16 protein-coding genes are annotated in these 15,234 nt (G+C 68.1%); 7 read left to right on the top strand and 9 right to left on the bottom strand.

The annotated features are described in order from the left end of the window. Positions 1-6 precede the first annotated feature (6 nt). Positions 7-639 carry a DUF3000 domain-containing protein gene (locus tag ACLQ3I_RS19960; RefSeq protein WP_425793843.1) on the bottom strand — a complete coding sequence of 211 codons (633 nt, stop codon included), beginning with the start codon at positions 637-639 and terminating at the stop codon, positions 7-9. Between the two features lie 69 nt (positions 640-708). On the opposite strand from ACLQ3I_RS19960, the gene hemE reads away from it, so the two are divergent. The 3 genes from hemE (at position 709) to hemQ (ending at position 3,926) form a co-directional block, all read left to right on the top strand. Next, positions 709-1,776: a uroporphyrinogen decarboxylase gene (gene hemE / locus ACLQ3I_RS19955; protein WP_425793844.1), complete on the top strand. Its 1,068-nt coding sequence runs from the start codon at positions 709-711 to the stop codon at positions 1,774-1,776. Further along, positions 1,776-3,164: an FAD-dependent oxidoreductase gene (locus ACLQ3I_RS19950; protein ID WP_425804194.1), complete on the top strand. Its 1,389-nt coding sequence runs from the start codon at positions 1,776-1,778 to the stop codon at positions 3,162-3,164. The genes hemE and ACLQ3I_RS19950 overlap by 1 nt, the downstream gene beginning before the upstream one ends. Before the next feature lie 66 nt (positions 3,165-3,230). Further along, on the top strand, positions 3,231-3,926 hold the full coding sequence (gene hemQ, locus ACLQ3I_RS19945; RefSeq protein WP_425793846.1) for a hydrogen peroxide-dependent heme synthase: 696 nt from the start codon (positions 3,231-3,233) through the stop codon (positions 3,924-3,926). Positions 3,927-4,043: 117 nt separating this feature from the next. Here hemQ and msrB read toward each other — a convergent pair whose 3' ends face one another. The 4 genes from msrB to ACLQ3I_RS19925 all read right to left on the bottom strand — a co-directional run bounded on the left by msrB (position 4,044) and on the right by ACLQ3I_RS19925 (position 8,277). Beyond that, on the bottom strand, positions 4,044-4,472 hold the full coding sequence (msrB, locus tag ACLQ3I_RS19940) for a peptide-methionine (R)-S-oxide reductase MsrB (protein WP_425804192.1): 429 nt from the start codon (positions 4,470-4,472) through the stop codon (positions 4,044-4,046). Beyond that, positions 4,469-5,767: a glycosyltransferase family 87 protein gene (locus ACLQ3I_RS19935; protein WP_425804190.1), complete on the bottom strand. Its 1,299-nt coding sequence runs from the start codon at positions 5,765-5,767 to the stop codon at positions 4,469-4,471. Before ACLQ3I_RS19935 ends, msrB begins: the two co-directional genes overlap by 4 nt. A gap of 74 nt (positions 5,768-5,841) precedes the next feature. Continuing rightward, positions 5,842-7,377 carry an alpha/beta hydrolase gene (locus ACLQ3I_RS19930; protein ID WP_425804436.1) on the bottom strand — a complete coding sequence of 512 codons (1,536 nt, stop codon included), beginning with the start codon at positions 7,375-7,377 and terminating at the stop codon, positions 5,842-5,844. 108 nt (positions 7,378-7,485) lie between these two features. Continuing rightward, entirely contained in the window at positions 7,486-8,277 is a 792-nt protein-coding gene (locus ACLQ3I_RS19925) for a dihydrofolate reductase family protein (RefSeq protein ID WP_425804188.1), read from the bottom strand. 35 nt (positions 8,278-8,312) lie between these two features. Here ACLQ3I_RS19925 and zapE point away from each other — a divergent pair, with 35 nt between their 5' ends. After that, positions 8,313-9,326, top strand: coding sequence for a cell division protein ZapE (gene zapE / locus ACLQ3I_RS19920; protein WP_425793851.1), 1,014 nt, complete (start codon positions 8,313-8,315; stop codon positions 9,324-9,326). Positions 9,327-9,339: 13 nt separating this feature from the next. Here the strand turns inward: zapE and ACLQ3I_RS19915 are convergent, their stop codons facing one another. Genes ACLQ3I_RS19915 through ACLQ3I_RS19900 form a run of 4 tightly spaced genes read right to left on the bottom strand, consistent with a single transcriptional unit; the run spans position 9,340 to position 11,651 of the window. Continuing rightward, entirely contained in the window at positions 9,340-9,900 is a 561-nt protein-coding gene (locus ACLQ3I_RS19915; RefSeq protein ID WP_425804186.1) for a GNAT family N-acetyltransferase, read from the bottom strand. A gap of 31 nt (positions 9,901-9,931) precedes the next feature. Beyond that, on the bottom strand, positions 9,932-10,381 hold the full coding sequence (locus ACLQ3I_RS19910) for a DUF1622 domain-containing protein (RefSeq protein WP_425804183.1): 450 nt from the start codon (positions 10,379-10,381) through the stop codon (positions 9,932-9,934). Positions 10,382-10,420: 39 nt separating this feature from the next. Continuing rightward, positions 10,421-11,059 carry a carboxymuconolactone decarboxylase family protein gene (locus tag ACLQ3I_RS19905; RefSeq protein WP_425793855.1) on the bottom strand — a complete coding sequence of 213 codons (639 nt, stop codon included), beginning with the start codon at positions 11,057-11,059 and terminating at the stop codon, positions 10,421-10,423. 25 nt (positions 11,060-11,084) lie between these two features. Continuing rightward, entirely contained in the window at positions 11,085-11,651 is a 567-nt protein-coding gene (locus ACLQ3I_RS19900) for a VOC family protein (RefSeq protein WP_425804180.1), read from the bottom strand. A gap of 58 nt (positions 11,652-11,709) precedes the next feature. On the opposite strand from ACLQ3I_RS19900, the gene ACLQ3I_RS19895 reads away from it, so the two are divergent. The 3 genes from ACLQ3I_RS19895 (at position 11,710) to ACLQ3I_RS19885 (ending at position 15,131) form a co-directional block, all read left to right on the top strand. Next, the gene (locus ACLQ3I_RS19895; RefSeq protein WP_425793858.1) at positions 11,710-12,336 is read left to right on the top strand and encodes a TetR/AcrR family transcriptional regulator; all 627 of its coding nucleotides are present in this window, start codon (positions 11,710-11,712) and stop codon (positions 12,334-12,336) included. Positions 12,337-12,567: 231 nt separating this feature from the next. Beyond that, entirely contained in the window at positions 12,568-13,761 is a 1,194-nt protein-coding gene (locus tag ACLQ3I_RS19890; protein ID WP_425794018.1) for an acyl-CoA dehydrogenase family protein, read from the top strand. An 8-nt stretch (positions 13,762-13,769) separates the two neighbouring features. Continuing rightward, a complete protein-coding gene (locus ACLQ3I_RS19885; RefSeq protein ID WP_425804177.1) occupies positions 13,770-15,131 on the top strand; it encodes a phosphotransferase family protein in 1,362 nt (453 codons plus the stop codon). Positions 15,132-15,234: the final 103 nt, after the last annotated feature.

Below are 15,234 nucleotides of genomic sequence, written 5' to 3'. Positions count from 1 at the left end.
GGCGACTCAGACCGAACCCAGTTCGGTGACGCCTGCCGGTGGCAGCCCGGCGGCCGCGGCCAGGGCGTCGCAGAACGCCTCGAGGTGCGCACCGAGGTCGAGGCCGGTCGCGGTCCACGAGGCGCGCAGTTCGAGCTGATGTGCCCGTGGCGGCCCGGCGATGTCGCCATAGCGCACCGACGTCGTCGACGTGACGGTGCCGCCTAGTGCGGTCACGTCGACGACACGTTCCGGCGACGACGCCTCGGTGGTGGCGGTCTCGCCCGGCGGCACGCCGAGGGCATCGGACAGCCAACTCCAGGCCACCTCCGGCAGGAGCGGGTCCATCGCGAGCGCCGCCTCCACCTCGGCCTGGATGTAGGCGACCAGGCGCATCGTCCCGTTCCAGGCGTCCTGGCCTGCCGGGTCGTAGAGGAGGATCAGACGCCCGAAGGAACTGCCGGTCGAGTCGACCGGGATCTCGTCGGGATCGTCGGTACCGGGCCGGACCTCGGCACCCACCGCGTAGCTGTAGGGGGCCAACCGTTGCGGTGGGCGGATCGGACCGACCTCGATTTCCGGCCGGATCCGCGCGGCGTGCAATGACTCGACCGCGGTGCGGAAGTCAGCAGGCTCCGTCGGAGCTCCAGAAGAGGTCACCGTTCGACGGTAGGGCGGGCCACCCCACCGTCGTCGGAGGCGCGCCGACACATGGCAGAGTAGGCAGTGATGTCCGAGACAACGCGATCCCAGGCCCGTCGTGCGCACCATCGTCCGATGGTCGCCGCGGCCACCGGCGAGACACCCAGCCGCCGACCGGTGTGGTTCATGCGCCAGGCGGGAAGATCCCTACCGGAGTACCGCGCCATCCGGGCCGACCACGGCATGCTCGAGTCGTGCTTCGATCCGGCACTGGTCTGCGAGATCACCATGCAGCCCGTGCGCAGGCACGACGTGGATGCCGCGATCCTGTTCTCCGACATCGTGGTGCCGTTGAAGGCAGCGGGCATCGACCTCGACATCGTGGCCGGTACCGGCCCGGTGATCGCGCAACCGATCCGGACGGCCGCCGATGTCACGGCGCTGCCGCGACTGGAGCCCGAATCCGTTGGCGCGATCGCGGGCGCGATCGAGCTGCTCCTCGACGAACTGCCCGAGGCCGCGGCGCTGATCGGTTTCGCCGGCGCGCCGTTCACGCTGGCGTCGTATCTGATCGAGGGCGGACCGAGCCGGAACTATGCGCGGACCAAGGCCCTGATGCACGGTGAACCCGAGACGTGGCATGCCCTGATGGGCCGGCTCGCCGACATCACCATCGCATTCCTGCGCGTCCAGCTCGACGCGGGCGTCGATGCCGTCCAGCTGTTCGACTCCTGGGCCGGCATGTTGTCGCTCGCCGACTACCAGACCTACGTGGCGCCGCACAGTGCGCGTGTCTTCGCCGAGGTCGCCGACTATGGTGTGCCCCGCATCCACTTCGGCGTCGGTACCGGCGAACTGCTGGCCGCGATGGCCGACGCGGGCGCCGACGTGATCGGGGTCGACTGGCGGGTGCCCCTCGACGAGGCGGTGCGCCGCGTCGGACCCGGAAAGGCCGTCCAGGGCAACCTCGACCCGACGCTCCTGTTCGCCGGACCCGACGTGGTCGACCGTGAGGTACGCCGGGTGATCGCCGACGGCGAGCGGGCGGTCCGCGCGGGCGCGACCGGGCACATCGTCAATCTCGGCCACGGTGTGCTGCCCGACACCGACCCCGAGGTGCTGACCCGGGCCGTCGAGCTGATCCACACCATCTGATGACCCGGGTCGCGGTAGTCGGCGGCGGGATCTCCGGACTCACCGCCGCATACCGGCTGCGCCGGGCACTCGGCCACCACGCGCAGATCGATCTGTTGGAAGCGGGCGAGCGACTCGGCGGCGATCTGCGGACCCTGGAGGTCGGTGGTCAACACGTCGACGTGGGGGCCGAGGCGTTCATCGTGCGCCGGCCCGAGGCGCTGGCACTGATCACCGAACTGGGACTGTCCGATCGGGTCGTCTCGCCGACACCGCGTCGGCCCGCCGTCTGGGCCGGGGGGCGGCTGCACCCGATGCCCACGCCGGCTCTGATGGGTATCCCCGTCGACGCGGAAGCCGTTGCCGGACTGGCTGATCCGGCCGATCTGGACCGAATTCGGGCCGAACCGGAGCGGGCCCTCGGCTGGAATGCGGACAGCGCGCCGACGGTGGGGGAGCTGGTGGCGGACCGCTTCGGCCCGTCGGTCGTCGCGCGCAGCGTCGACCCCATGCTGGGTGGCGTCTACTCGAGTCTGGCGGGCGACATCGGCGTGCGCGAGTCGATCCCGGCCCTGGCGGCCCGCCTGGATGCCGGCGCACCGAGTCTGTCGGCGGCGGTCGCCGATCTGACCTCCCCGGCGACGGGCTCCGGCCCGGTGTTCGGGACGCTGACCGGCGGTTACTCCGTACTGCTCGACACCCTGGTCGACGCCGCCGGGATCGAGCCGCAGTTCTGCTCGTTCGTGAGAGGAGCGACGCCACGGTCTGACGGCTGGACCCTCGACCTCGGTGACCGGGCCACCGACTACGACGGGGTCGTGCTGGCGACCCCGGCCTGGCTCGCCGGTCACATCCTGCGCCGCTCGCTGCCGGACCTCGCCGCTCCGCTGATCGCCGTCGAGCGCGCCTCATCGGTGGTGGTGTCCATCGCGCTCGCGCCGGGCACGCCGCTGCCGGACCATTCCGGGGTGCTGGTTGCCACCGGAGACAGCTTGCGCGCCAAGGCCTTCACGTTCAGCTCGCAGAAGTGGCCGCATCTGTCGGGCGACGACCGTCCGGTATCTGTGCGGGCATCCTTCGGCAGGTTCGGCGCTTCGGTACCCGACGACTGCATCGAAGGAGGAGTCGACACCCGGATACGTGACGAGGCTCTCGAGGATCTCGACGAGGTCTGTCGGGCGGCGGGGGTCCCGGCGCCGTCGGCACGCGTGACCGATGCGTTCGTGCAGCACTGGACGAACGGGTTGCCGGTCTATCGCCCGGGACACCTCGCGGCCATGGCCGACGTGCTGGCGTCGCGGCCCGCCCGCCTCACTTTCGCGGGCTCTGCCTACGCCGGGGTCGGCGTGCCCGCCTGTATCGGCCAGGCCGGGCGTGCGGTTACCGACCTGCTCGCGGATCTCACCTGACCGAGCCGACCTCGACCGGCCGTACCTGGCTGGCCGGATGGATTCGTCCGGTGGCACCATGAACTCATGAGCCGCTTGGACTATGCAGACCTCAATTCCACCGTTCGTTATCTGATGTTCTCGGTCTTCGCGGTCCGGCCCGGCGAGCTCGGGACCGACCGCGATCAGGCGAAGGCCGACGCCACGGACTTCGTCAAGTCGCTGGAGGACTCCGGGGTGGTGGTCCGCGGCGTGTACGACGTCTCGGGCCTGCGCGCCGATGCCGACTTCATGATCTGGTGGCATGCCGAGGAGGTCGAGCAACTGCAGGCGGCGTATGCGCGGTTCCGTCGAGAGACGATCCTCGGGAAGGCCTGCGATGCGGTGTGGAGCAACGTCGCATTGCACCGTCCGGCCGAGTTCAACAAGAGTCACATTCCGGCGTTCCTGGCCGGCGAGGAGCCCGGCAACTACATCTGCGTCTACCCGTTCGTCCGGTCCTACGAGTGGTACCTGCTGCCCGACGAGGAACGCCGCAAGATGCTCGCCGACCACGGCATGGCCGCCCGTGCCTACAAAGACGTCCGGGCCAACACCGTGTCGTCGTTCGCGCTCGGCGACTATGAGTGGTTGCTTGCGTTCGAGGCGCCCGAGTTGCATCGGATCGTCGACCTCATGCGTGACCTGCGCGCCACCGAGGCGCGTCTGCACGTACGTGAGGAGACCCCGTTCTTCACCGGCCCGCGGGTCGAACCGACCGCGCTCATCGACGCATTGCCCTGAGTATTTTTGCCCTGAGTATTGCGTGGTCTCGATATACCTCCGGCTACTCGATCGGCGGTGTGGTTCTGCTGATCGAGTAGCCATCGAACGGAGTGCGGAGATGTATCGACATCGCTCTCAGTCCTCGGCGGGCTCGAGCGTGAGGCTGATCGAGTTGATGCAGTACCGGAGATCGGTCGGGGTGTCGTAGCCCTCGCCTTCGAAGACGTGCCCCAGATGGCTGCCGCAGTTGGCACACAGCACTTCCACGCGGCGCATGCCCAGTGTGGTGTCGACGCGTTCGATGACGGACTCCCCGGCAAGTGGGGAGAAGAACGACGGCCACCCGCAATGCGACTCGAACTTCTGCTCACTTCGGAACAACTCGGCGTCGCAGGCGCGGCAGCGGTACACGCCGAGGGTCGTGGTGTCGGTGTACTCGCCGGTGAACGGTGCCTCGGTGCCTGCCTGCCGCAGGACGCGATACTCCGCAGGGGTCAGCCGTTCCCGCCACTGCTCGTCGGTGATCTCGGCAGCGTCGGAATCGGCAGGAGGGTTCGAGGTCATTTCTCCACGGTAGCCACTGCGCCCCGGCCCTCGCCACCGTCGCCGGACAGCGCAGGCGGCACCGGGACCGCAGTGTCGGCACCGGCACCGGCACCGGCACCGTCGTCGAGCGACGTGACGCCGGCGCGACGCATGTCGAGGTACCGGAACAGCAGCGAGCAGAAGACCGCGATCATCAGCAACGACCAGCCCCAGGTGACCTTGTTGAACTCCAGCTGTCGGCCGAAGGCCTCCCACCGCACGGAGTAGAACGAGTCGAAACTCATGCAGCCGTACACGCCCAGCCATGCCGGCCAGTTGCGCATCGTCGAGCCGGTCAGGAAGACGGTCATCAGCAGCGGGAACAGCAGCATCGAGTAATAGCCCTGGCCCAGTGCGCCCACCAGGAAGGTGGTCACCAGCAGCACCCCCGACGACGTGGTGAGCCACAGCAGTTCGTCGGTGCGCCGGTAGTACCGGTAGAGGAACCAGAGGGCGAACACCGCCATGGCCAAGAACGCGACGCGGAGCAGGATGATCAGCCAGTCCGCCACCCCGAAGTAGGCGCCGTTGCCGGCGATCGAGCTGTTGTAGTAGTCCCGGGCCTCGTTGAGATACGGCATCGTCCGGGTGATGAATTCCTTCGGATCGACCACGAGCGGCCAGGCCACCACGGTCAGGATCACCGGAATCCCGATGGCAGTGACCAGGACCCGCCACTGCCGGTTGAGCAACGGCAGCAGCAGCAGCGGCAACAACACGGGTTTCACCGCGATCGTGAGCCCGATCGGGACTCCGGCCCAGAGATCTCGGCGCCGCATCATCAACAACATGAAGGCGAGCATGCCCAGCAGGACAAAGGAATTGAAGTTCGTGAAGATCAGTGTGTGCGCGACGGTCTCGGTACTGAAGAAGAAGAACAGGACCACCGGCACGACCCACGACCGCGCGGAGTATCCGAAGAGTTTGGCGAGCAGGTAGGCACTGGCGACGAGCGCGATGACGCTCAGCGCGATGAACAGCCAGCGTGCGCGCTCGGGATCGATGATGGCCATCGGGGCCATCAGCAGGGTTCCCGACGGCGGGTACAGGTAGTGCGGATCGACGGTGTTGAGGTTCTCGCCGTAGACCGGTTGACGATTCAGGAACTGCAGCGCCGCCTGGTAGACGGGCTTGAAATCGTCGGTGCGGTCGCCGTTGACGCCGAGGATCACCGAGCGGTGGAAGATCATCATGATGGTGATCGGCCACAACACCAGCGGGATGGTTCGCTGCGCACTCATCTGCGGGTGGAGGTACCTGTCGAGAATCGCCACCCGCGAACCGTACTACGTCGGCGTGCCCACATCCGCACAGCCTGTGCCCTTCGCGGTGCGCCGGTGCAGGTCGGTCAGGTGGGGCAGCCGCGTTCGGTGGGCTCCCCGAGGGGCCGATTGCCGAGGTACTGCGTCACCGTGTCGGCGGCGCATGCGCTGCGCGCCAGCACCGAGTAGCCCAGACCGTCCCACGAGACGGTGGTCGGTGTGACGCCGGCCTTGATGAACAGGGCCTTGAGGGCGTCCGCCCCACCGGCGCCGTTGATCGGATCGTTCGCGCCCGCGAGCACCAGCGGATCGATCGGGAGCGCATTGGGCGGATTGGTCGGCGTCGAGGAGGCCCAGCCGTTGCACCGCAGCATCGAGAGTGCGCTGTCGGCGCCGGTGAGCGGGTTCTGCTTGGTCCACGCATCGACCAGCCCCGGGATCTCGTTCTGGCCGATCGGGCCGCTGACGTCGTTGCAGCGGGAGACCAGCTGCCCGTCACCGGTTCGCAGTCCCTCCGCGCGCTCGGCGAGCGCACTCAGCGCGGCGGTGTCGCCACGGTCGGCGGCAGAGATAGCCGAGGCCAGATCGGTCACCGCCTGCGGGCGGTTGGGGGCCAGCGCCAGTGCGGTGGTGATCGCCGACAGGGCCTCCGTGTCCGAGATACCGCCGAGACGCCCGGTGCGGCCCTTGGCGAGGACGTCGCCGATGGTCGACGCCCCATCGGCGCCCAGCGGGCAGGATCCGGCGGTGACGCAACTCTGCGCGAACGACCGCAGGGCGGCCTGCACCCCGGTCGCCTGGGCGGCGGCACGGTCGCGCGCGTTGGCCCCGTACGCGGTCGGGGTGTCGAGGACGATGCGTCCGGCACGTCCCGAGTAGTTACTGGCGTAGGCGAGCACCACGTCGGACCCTTCGCCGACCCCGATCAGACCCAGATGCTCGACGCCCCATCGGATGCGCAGGGCCTCGATGTCGGCGGCGGCAAAGCCCGCGCCGAAGTCGAGCTGGTGTGGGGTCAGCGTCTCGGTGCAGCCGTCCGACGCCGACGATGCGGCCCGCGCGAGCCGGTTGATGCGCTCGGACTGGTCGGCGGCCCCGGCCTCGGGGAGTCCGTTACGGCTCATCGCCGACCGCTCGATCCGCGTCATGCAGTCGAGGTCGCCGCTTGTCGGGGTGCCCCGACGGTCGATCGCCACCACCGGGTGCTGCGACAGCAGGCTTCGGCCGGGTCCGGTGGCGAGCATGAGGAGCGTGCGCGACGACGGCAGGTCCGAACCGGAGGTGAGCACGAGCGGTGCGGCGTCCTTGGGCGTGGCGGCCACGCGTGCCCGGGTCAACGCGACCGCCAGCGTGTCGCCGGTCGGATTGTTCGGATTGACGGGGACGTCGAGTTCGGCGCACTCGAGGGTGACCCCGCCGGGCACCGGTACGCCGAAACGGGCTGCGAACGGCCGGGCGCAGCCCTTCCAGTCGAGGTCGGTCCTGGGTGCACCGAGTGCTGGCAGGGCGGGGGCGGCCTTCGACGACGACGGTGGGGCGTCGCCACCGCCGCCGCCCGTCACGGCGTCAGGACCCAGGTCGGGCCCGATCGCGCATCCCGACAGGCCCATCACCGCCGCCATCGCCGCGGCCGCGAACAGCATCGCGGCGGACCGTGATCCGATGCCGGCGGGCCGCCGGGGTGCTCGTCGCATGTCCGCGAGCCTAGTCATCCCGGCGGGGCATGCCTGTCATGCCTCCTCCGGGGATGCGCGGGTCCAGCGGATGAACACGAAGCCGTCGTCGTCGGTGATGATCGTGACCGGGCGCATCCGGTGCAGGGCCGCCTGCGCGGGGTGATGCGCTATGCGGCCGGCGTCGCCGGCGACCGCGTTCGGACTGGTGGTGACGCAGAGTTCGTCGAGGACGTCGTCGTCGATGAACGATCCGAGCAGCGTCGGGCCACCTTCGCTGAGAGCGCGCACCCAGCCCCGCTCGGCGCACACATCGAGGACCGCGTTCATGTCGACGTCATCGTCGCCGCAGTCGATCAGGGTGGCACCGGCGTCGCGGAGTGCGGCGCGCCGGTCCGCGGACGCGGCCCGGCAGGTGAATACCACGGTGTCGGGTTGGGCGAGGGGGGCGTACTCGGTGGGGATGGAGAGGGTGCGTGAGAGCAGGGCGAGGGCCGGCGCCGGGGCCTGGTCGCGTTCAGCGCGCACGGCCGTGAACACCTCGTCGGGCGATGGCTGACGGTACCCCTCGACGACGGCCGTCCGGGCGCCCACGATGATCACGTCGGCCAGCGCCCGCAGCACCCGGAAGACGGCTTTGTCGCCGGGTCCGGCGAGGCCACCGGAGCGGCCGTCGTGGGTGACCGCACCGTCGATGGAACTGACCATGTTGACCCGGAGATACGGGCGGGGGAGGCACGGTGGCGAGGCGGGCCGATCCGGATAGGGATACTGCTCGGCGAGCCACCGCAGGGTGGTGGCCTCGTCCTGCGTCGATGTGACCTGGGTCGCTTTCTGAAGACCGAACATGACTCCATCATGTCCGAGGTGGCTACCCTCCCCTTATGACGGCACGACTCTGCGATCGGAATCCGATGGTCGCCCCCGAGGCGCTCATCGACGAGATGGTGCCACCGTCGACCTTCGATACGGTCAGCTTCGATTCGTACATCCCGGATCCCGCCGAGCCCTCGCAGGCGCAGGCGGTGTCGAAGGCACGGGATTTCGTCGCGCGCGCGAGCAAGGTCCGGGGCGGCAAGCGTGGCCTCTTCTCACGTAAATCGACCGGTCAGGGCGTCGGCCTCTACCTCGACGGCGGGTTCGGTGTCGGCAAGACCCACCTGCTGGCCTCGATCTACCACTCCATGCCGGAACCGAAGGCGTTCGCGACCTTTGTCGAGGTGACCCACGTGGTGGGTGCACTCGGATTCGTCAACGCGGTCGAGCGGCTCTCCGATCACACCGTGCTGTGCATCGACGAGTTCGAGCTCGACGACCCGGGCGACACGATGCTGGTGTCACGACTGCTGACCGAGCTCACCGCGAAGGGGGTTTCGATCGCCGCGACCTCCAACACGCTCCCCGGTCAGCTCGGCGAGGGGCGATTCGCCGCGCAGGACTTCCTGAGGGAGATTCGCAAGCTGTCGGCAGTTTTCGAGACGATCCGGGTGGACGGCCCCGACTACCGGCACCGCGACCTCCCGCCCGCTCCGGAACCGCGCAGTGACGCGGAACTCGAGGAGGTGGCCGCCTCGACGCCGGACGCCACTCTCGACGACTTCGACGCGCTGTGTGATCACCTGAGCACGCTGCACCCGTCCAAATACAAGGATCTGGTCGCGGGTGTCTCGCTGGTCTGCATCGAGGGTGTGCATCCGGCGAAGGACCAGTCGGTGGGGCTGCGTCTGGTGGTGCTGGCCGACCGCCTCTACGACGCCAACATCCCGGTGACCGTGTCAGGGAGCAAACTCGACGAGATCTTCACCGACGAGATGCTCGCGGGCGGGTATCGCAAGAAGTATCTGCGTGCCACGTCGCGTCTGCTCGCGCTGTCGCGGTTCGCGGAATCCACCGTCTGACGGGCATTCCCGGTCAGTTCAACCGCTGCGCCATGATGAAGTCGTGCTCGATCGATCCGTTCAGGTCGAAGGTCTTCACACCCACTCGGGTGAAGCCCATTTTCGCGTAGAAGCGAAGTGCGCGAACGTTTTCCTGGTTGACGCCGAGCCACGCCAGTACGCTGCCGCGCTCCCGCGCCAGATCCAGTGCGGCACGCATCAAATCGTGCGACGGTGGAGTATCGCGCCCGAGCGCGTGATGATCGGGTGCGACATACATCTTGGAGATCTCGGTGACCGGCCGCGCGGTGACCACCGCCGCCACATCGGGGTGGGTCGGGGCGCCGTGGTGGATCAACGCGTAGCCCACGATCGGGCCCTGGACGCCGTCCCGCGCGGTGAGTACGTCGCTGTCGGGGCTGTGGATGTACCCGGCGAACCGCTCCGGGCGCAGGTTCTCCCGGATGAACCCCGCGATGTCGTCCGGCGTCGAGTGCGGTGGGCACGCCAGGGGGAAGGTGGCTGCCGCGACCTCGGCCACGGCACTCGCCTGGGCCGGGTCGGTGACGGTCTCGATCAATGCTGCGACGGGCACATTCGCAATCTACGCCCGGGTCGTGAGAGCGTCACTCGCCGGGCGTCGGGGCAGCAGCCGGCGGAAGCCCACCGGAGCGTCGTGCGGCCTGTATGTCCCGGGCCACCGCGTCGCCGATGAGTTGTCCACCGCTGGTGAGCATTGCCCGCCGCCAGGGCACCACACCGTCGATCTCGATCTGGATCGACATGGACAGGACCGTCCGGATCAGCACGATGAGGCCCAGGATCAACGCGTCCTCGATGGACGGCTTGGACGTGATGGTGCGGATGAGGTCGGCGGCGACCAGGACTTCGAGCCCGAGGAGGATCGCTGCGCCGAGGGTGTTCCGGAGGATGCCGAATGCGACCCGCCCGCCGTCGTCGCGAAGCAACGATCGGGCGCCGAGCACCACCGCGATGACGAATCCGCCGATCATCGCGAGCGCACCGATCACCTCGAACGCCACTGCGACGCCGGTGAACACGGACTCGAAATCCATGGGCGTCAGCCTACGCACCAGCGAACGGTGAGGAGGGGTCTACTCGCCTGCGAGATCGGCGGACAGGTCGGCCACCTCCACGCCCTCGGGCACCTGCACCTCGGTGATCCGTTCGGGGACATCGTCGAACTCGAGTTTCAGTGCCTTGCTCATCGTCGCGTGCATGTCGTACATCGTGGTGATGTAGGTCAGCTGGAGGATCTGGTCCGGCGGCAGGTGTTCGGCGAGCACGTCGAACACGCCGTCCGGTACCCGCCCGCCGTCGAGCACGAGCGCATCGGTGTAGGCGAGCACCGCTCGTTCGAGCGGGGAGAACAGGTCGCTGACCTGCCACGCCGGGATGGCCGCGATCTTGTCCTCGGGCATCCCGAGCGATCGCATCTGCTTGCAGTGCTGCGAGAAGACGAACTGGCTGCCGCGCGCATACCCCGCCCGGCCCTGGCCGAGCTCACGCAGCAGCGGATCGACGGTCGAGTTGCGGTACAGGGCGAATCCGCGCACCGCGTGACCGAACACGGCGGGGGACTGGGCGAAGACGGTCCACCAGTCGCCCGGCGTCGCGTGGATGGTGCCGTGGTCGACGGCCGGGTCCTTGTCCTTTCCGAAGAGGTGATCGTAGAAGTAGAGGATCTTCTCATCGGTGACGTCGGCACGGTGGACCTCGGGCAGGCGTGGCATCGGGTTCCTTTCTCGGCGGTGCAGGTCAGTTGGATGCGTGAACGTGGCGGTCGGCCGCCGTCTTTGGTTCATGGGAAACATCCGCATCGGTGAATTCTCTTGTCCAGCAGGCGAACTCCAATAGAACGCCATCGGGATCCTGGAAGTAGAACGACCGCACGAAGGTACCCGGGTGCACGTGGCGCGAGACGCCGGCAGGGCTGTCGTCGTGGTTGAGCACCGGGCTGACCGCGACGTCCTCGGCCTCCAGTCGGGACCGGTACTCGTCGAACTGTTCCGGCGGCACGGCGAAGGCCACATGGTTCATCGACCCGACGGCGCTGGCGAGTTCGCCTTCGTCGGGCCGTCCCTTGGGTGCGGCGATCCCGGGTGCGGCCTCGGGGGAATTCGCCAGCCAGAAGAACGCCACCGTGTTGCCGCCGCCGCAGTCGAAGAAGAAATGCTGGCCGAGTCCCGCCGGCAGGTCGAGTGTCTTGACCAAGGGCATGCCGAGCACGCCCGAGTAGAAGTCGATCGTCCGGCGCATGTCGGCACACACCAATGCCAGGTGATTGATGCCGCGGAGTTCGAACTTGGGGTTCGTGGTCGACATGGAGCTCCTTCCCGAACATGACTTGACTGTCATGTCATCTTCTTGGATAGTCTTGAACGTGGCGAAGTCGTCTGTCAACACCCCGACAGCACCGGTTGATTCGCTGTCGCCGCGGGGGAGGGCGACGCGTGACTCGCTGCTCGACGCCGCCACCCGGGTCTTCGAGCGCGTCGGCTTCCTCGACGCCCGGGTCGAGTTGATCGCGCAGGAGGCCGACGTCTCGTACGGCACCTTCTACCGATACTTCGAATCGAAGGAAGAGGTCTTCCGCGAGCTGAGTACGCGGCTGTTCACCGATGTCCATCTCCGCGAACCGTCGGCACCGGGCCGGACGCCGGCCGAGCGGCTGATCGCCTCCAATCACGCCTATTACCAGGCGTATCGCCGCAACGCTCGCATGATGGCCATCGTCGAACAGGTCGCGACCTTCAACTCCGAGTTCCGAGAGTTGCGGCATCGGCATCGGGCGCAGTGGATCGAGCGGACCGCCACCGCGATCGCACGATGGCAGGACGAGGGTCGCGCGCGGGCCGCGCTCGACCCCACCATGGCTGCGCGGGCGATGGCGGCGATGGTCGACCACAGCCTGTACCTGTGGTTGGTCCAGGGCGAGGACGCCGACGAGACGAAGTTGCTCGACACCCTCGACCAGATGTGTCTGGGCGCGTTGGGCCTCGACGATTGAGACCACGGTCGTCCACGCGTGGGCGGCCGGAGACGAACGGGGAGATCGATGACGATCGACGAGTTCGCGGATCCTCCACGACGGCGGATTCGTTCCGGAGCACGCGCTGACCGGGTCCCTCGCCGACGCCACGGAGTTGTCGATTCCGGGTACATCGGCCCGTTGCATGCCGTGGCGGTTCGACGCCGCGCGACCTGGACACAATGATGACCCGATGAGAAAGAGCACATGATGACCGACCTGGCGACTTCCGTACCGGGCGACGACTTGGCCCAGCTATGCGCTCGCATGCGCGCCTTCATCGACGACGAGGTGATCCCGCGCGAGCGCGAGCTGACCGGCGACGAGGATGCCTCCACCGAGGTTCTCGGCGGATTACGCTCCCGTGCAAAGGAACTCGATCTGTGGGCACTCGGCCACCCGTCGGACGTCGGCGGTGGTGGTGTGCCGTTCATGGACTTCGTCCACCTGAACGAGATCATCGGACGATCGGAGTTCGGTCAGCTCGCGGTCGGTTCGGTGACCATGCAGGACACCATCATGCTGCACAAGCACGGCACCGAGGAACAACAGCGTCGGTGGATCCCCGGCATGGTCGCCGGTGACCTGCTCCCGTCGGTGGGGCTGACCGAGCCAGAGGTCGCCGGATCCGATCCGACACTGATCGCGACCCGTGCGGAGCTCGACGGCGAGACCTGGGTGATCAACGGCCACAAGTGGTTCACCACCGGCGTCAACCGCGCGGCGTATTGCTCCGTGTTCGCGCGGACCGAAGACGAGTCGGCGCCCCGACATTCGCGGATCAGCTCGATCATCGTGCCGACCGACACTCCGGGCTTCGAGATCGTCCGCGCGATCCCGACGATGGGTCATGACCCGAGTGACCACTTCGAGGTCCGTCTGACCGATGTCCGGGTTCCGCGGGAGAACCTCCTCGGCGAACGGGGTAAGGGCTTCGTGATCGCGCAGGACCGGCTCGGTCCGGGCCGGATCTTCCACTGCATGCGGTGGCTCGGCCAGGCCCAGCGCGCATACGAATTGATGTGTGAGCGCGCCAATTCCCGCTTCGTCCATGGCTCGTTGCTGGCCGAGAAGGGTGAGATCCACCGATACATCTCGGAGTCTGCGGCGGAGATCCAGGCGGCCCGCCTGATGACCCTCGATGCTGCCCGGGTGATGGACACCGGCGACGATGCGCGCGTCCAGATCGGCCTGATCAAGTTCTGGGGTGCACGTATGCTCCACAACGTGATCGACCGTTCGATCCAGGTGCACGGCGCTCTCGGCCTGACCGCCGACACGCCACTGGAGCGGATGTACCGACAGGCCCGCTACGCGCGCATCTACGACGGTCCGGACGAGGTGCATCGGATGTCGACCGCGCGCCGGTTGCTCCGCGACCCCGACGCCGCGCCGTGGCGGTGAGCACGACGATGACCGACAGCAGTGAGGCGCTGGCCGCCGGGATCGGCGCCGTGCTGGCGAAGGCCACCGGCGCGGAGATCGTCGTCGACGGCGTCCGCCGGCTCACCGGCGGAGCCAGCCGTGAGACCTGGGCGGCGCGCACGCACTCCGGTGTCGGGGAGCGCACCGTGGTGCTGCGGCGCGACCCACCGGGCCATGGCGAACCCGCCCGGATGCGTGCCGAGGCCGCCTGTCTGCGTGCCGCGGCCGATGCGGGCGTTCCGGTCCCGACCCTGATCGCCGCGGGCGACGACTCGCCGGGGATCGACGCCCCCTATCTCGTGACCGACATGGTGGCCGGCGAGGCGATCGCCCGGAAGATACAGCGCGACGAGGAGTTCGCCACGGTGCGTGGCCACCTCGCCCGGGAGATGGGCCGGGTGCTGGGGCTGATCCATCGCACTCCTACCGACACGCTCGACATGCTCGACGACCGCGATCCGGTCGACCTCATCGAGACGATCTATCGGGACGTCGACGACCCGCGACCCGCGGTCGAGACCGGCCTGCGATGGCTTCGCGACCATCGACCAGGCCGACGGCCGGACACCCTGGTGCACGGCGACTTCCGCATGGGAAACCTGCTGATCGACAACTCGGGCATCCGGGGTGTGCTCGATTGGGAGCTCGCTCATCTCGGTGACCCGATCGAGGATCTGGGGTGGTTGTGTGTGCGCGCGTGGCGCTTTGGCCAATCGCCGCCGGTGGCGGGGGTCGGCTCACGCGAGGACCTGCTGGACGGTTATGGCGACGTCACCGGCGACCGTCCCGACCCCGAGGAGCTGCACTGGTGGGAGGTCTACGGAACACTTCGATGGTTGGTGCTCAGCCGATTTCAGGCCTACCGGCACCTCAGCGGCGCCGAACACTCGCTGGAACTGGCGGCGGTCGGTCGCCGGGTCTGCGAATCGGAGTACGACCTGCTCCTCGCACTGGGCCTGCTCGACGAGCCCGGGCACGATGTGCATGCCACCGCTGCGGCCAACAGACTGCACGATCGGCCCGCGCTGACGGAGATCCTGGACCTCGTGTCCGAGACGCTCCGAGACGACGTCCTGGGTGCGTTGCCGGCCGAGAGCGGACGAGAGAAGTACCTGCTGAGGATCTGCCTGAATCTGCTCGGCATGGTCGATCGTGAGATCGACAGCAGCGCAGATCAAGTCGTCGTAACGGATGGTTTGGCGGCACTGGGTTTCGCCGACGAGGTGACGCTCGCACAGGCGATCCGCGCCGGAGACGTCGATCCGGCGGCGGCCGGTGTCCGTCCCGCGATGTCGGCGGCGGTGCTCGCTCGTCTTCGGGTTGCGAATCCCCGTCATTTCGATCGTTGATGACGGCGTGAGGTCCACAACGGCCGGGACCCCGTGGTCGGATGGCGGCGGAGACACCCACAATCAGTGCCCGTGACCGCGCCAATCGTGGTTCACTTGTCGC

This window comes from Gordonia sp. DT101, assembly GCF_049844895.1.
In the GTDB taxonomy this organism is placed as follows: domain Bacteria; phylum Actinomycetota; class Actinomycetes; order Mycobacteriales; family Mycobacteriaceae; genus Gordonia.
This window is presented reverse-complemented; position numbering and strand designations above follow the sequence as displayed.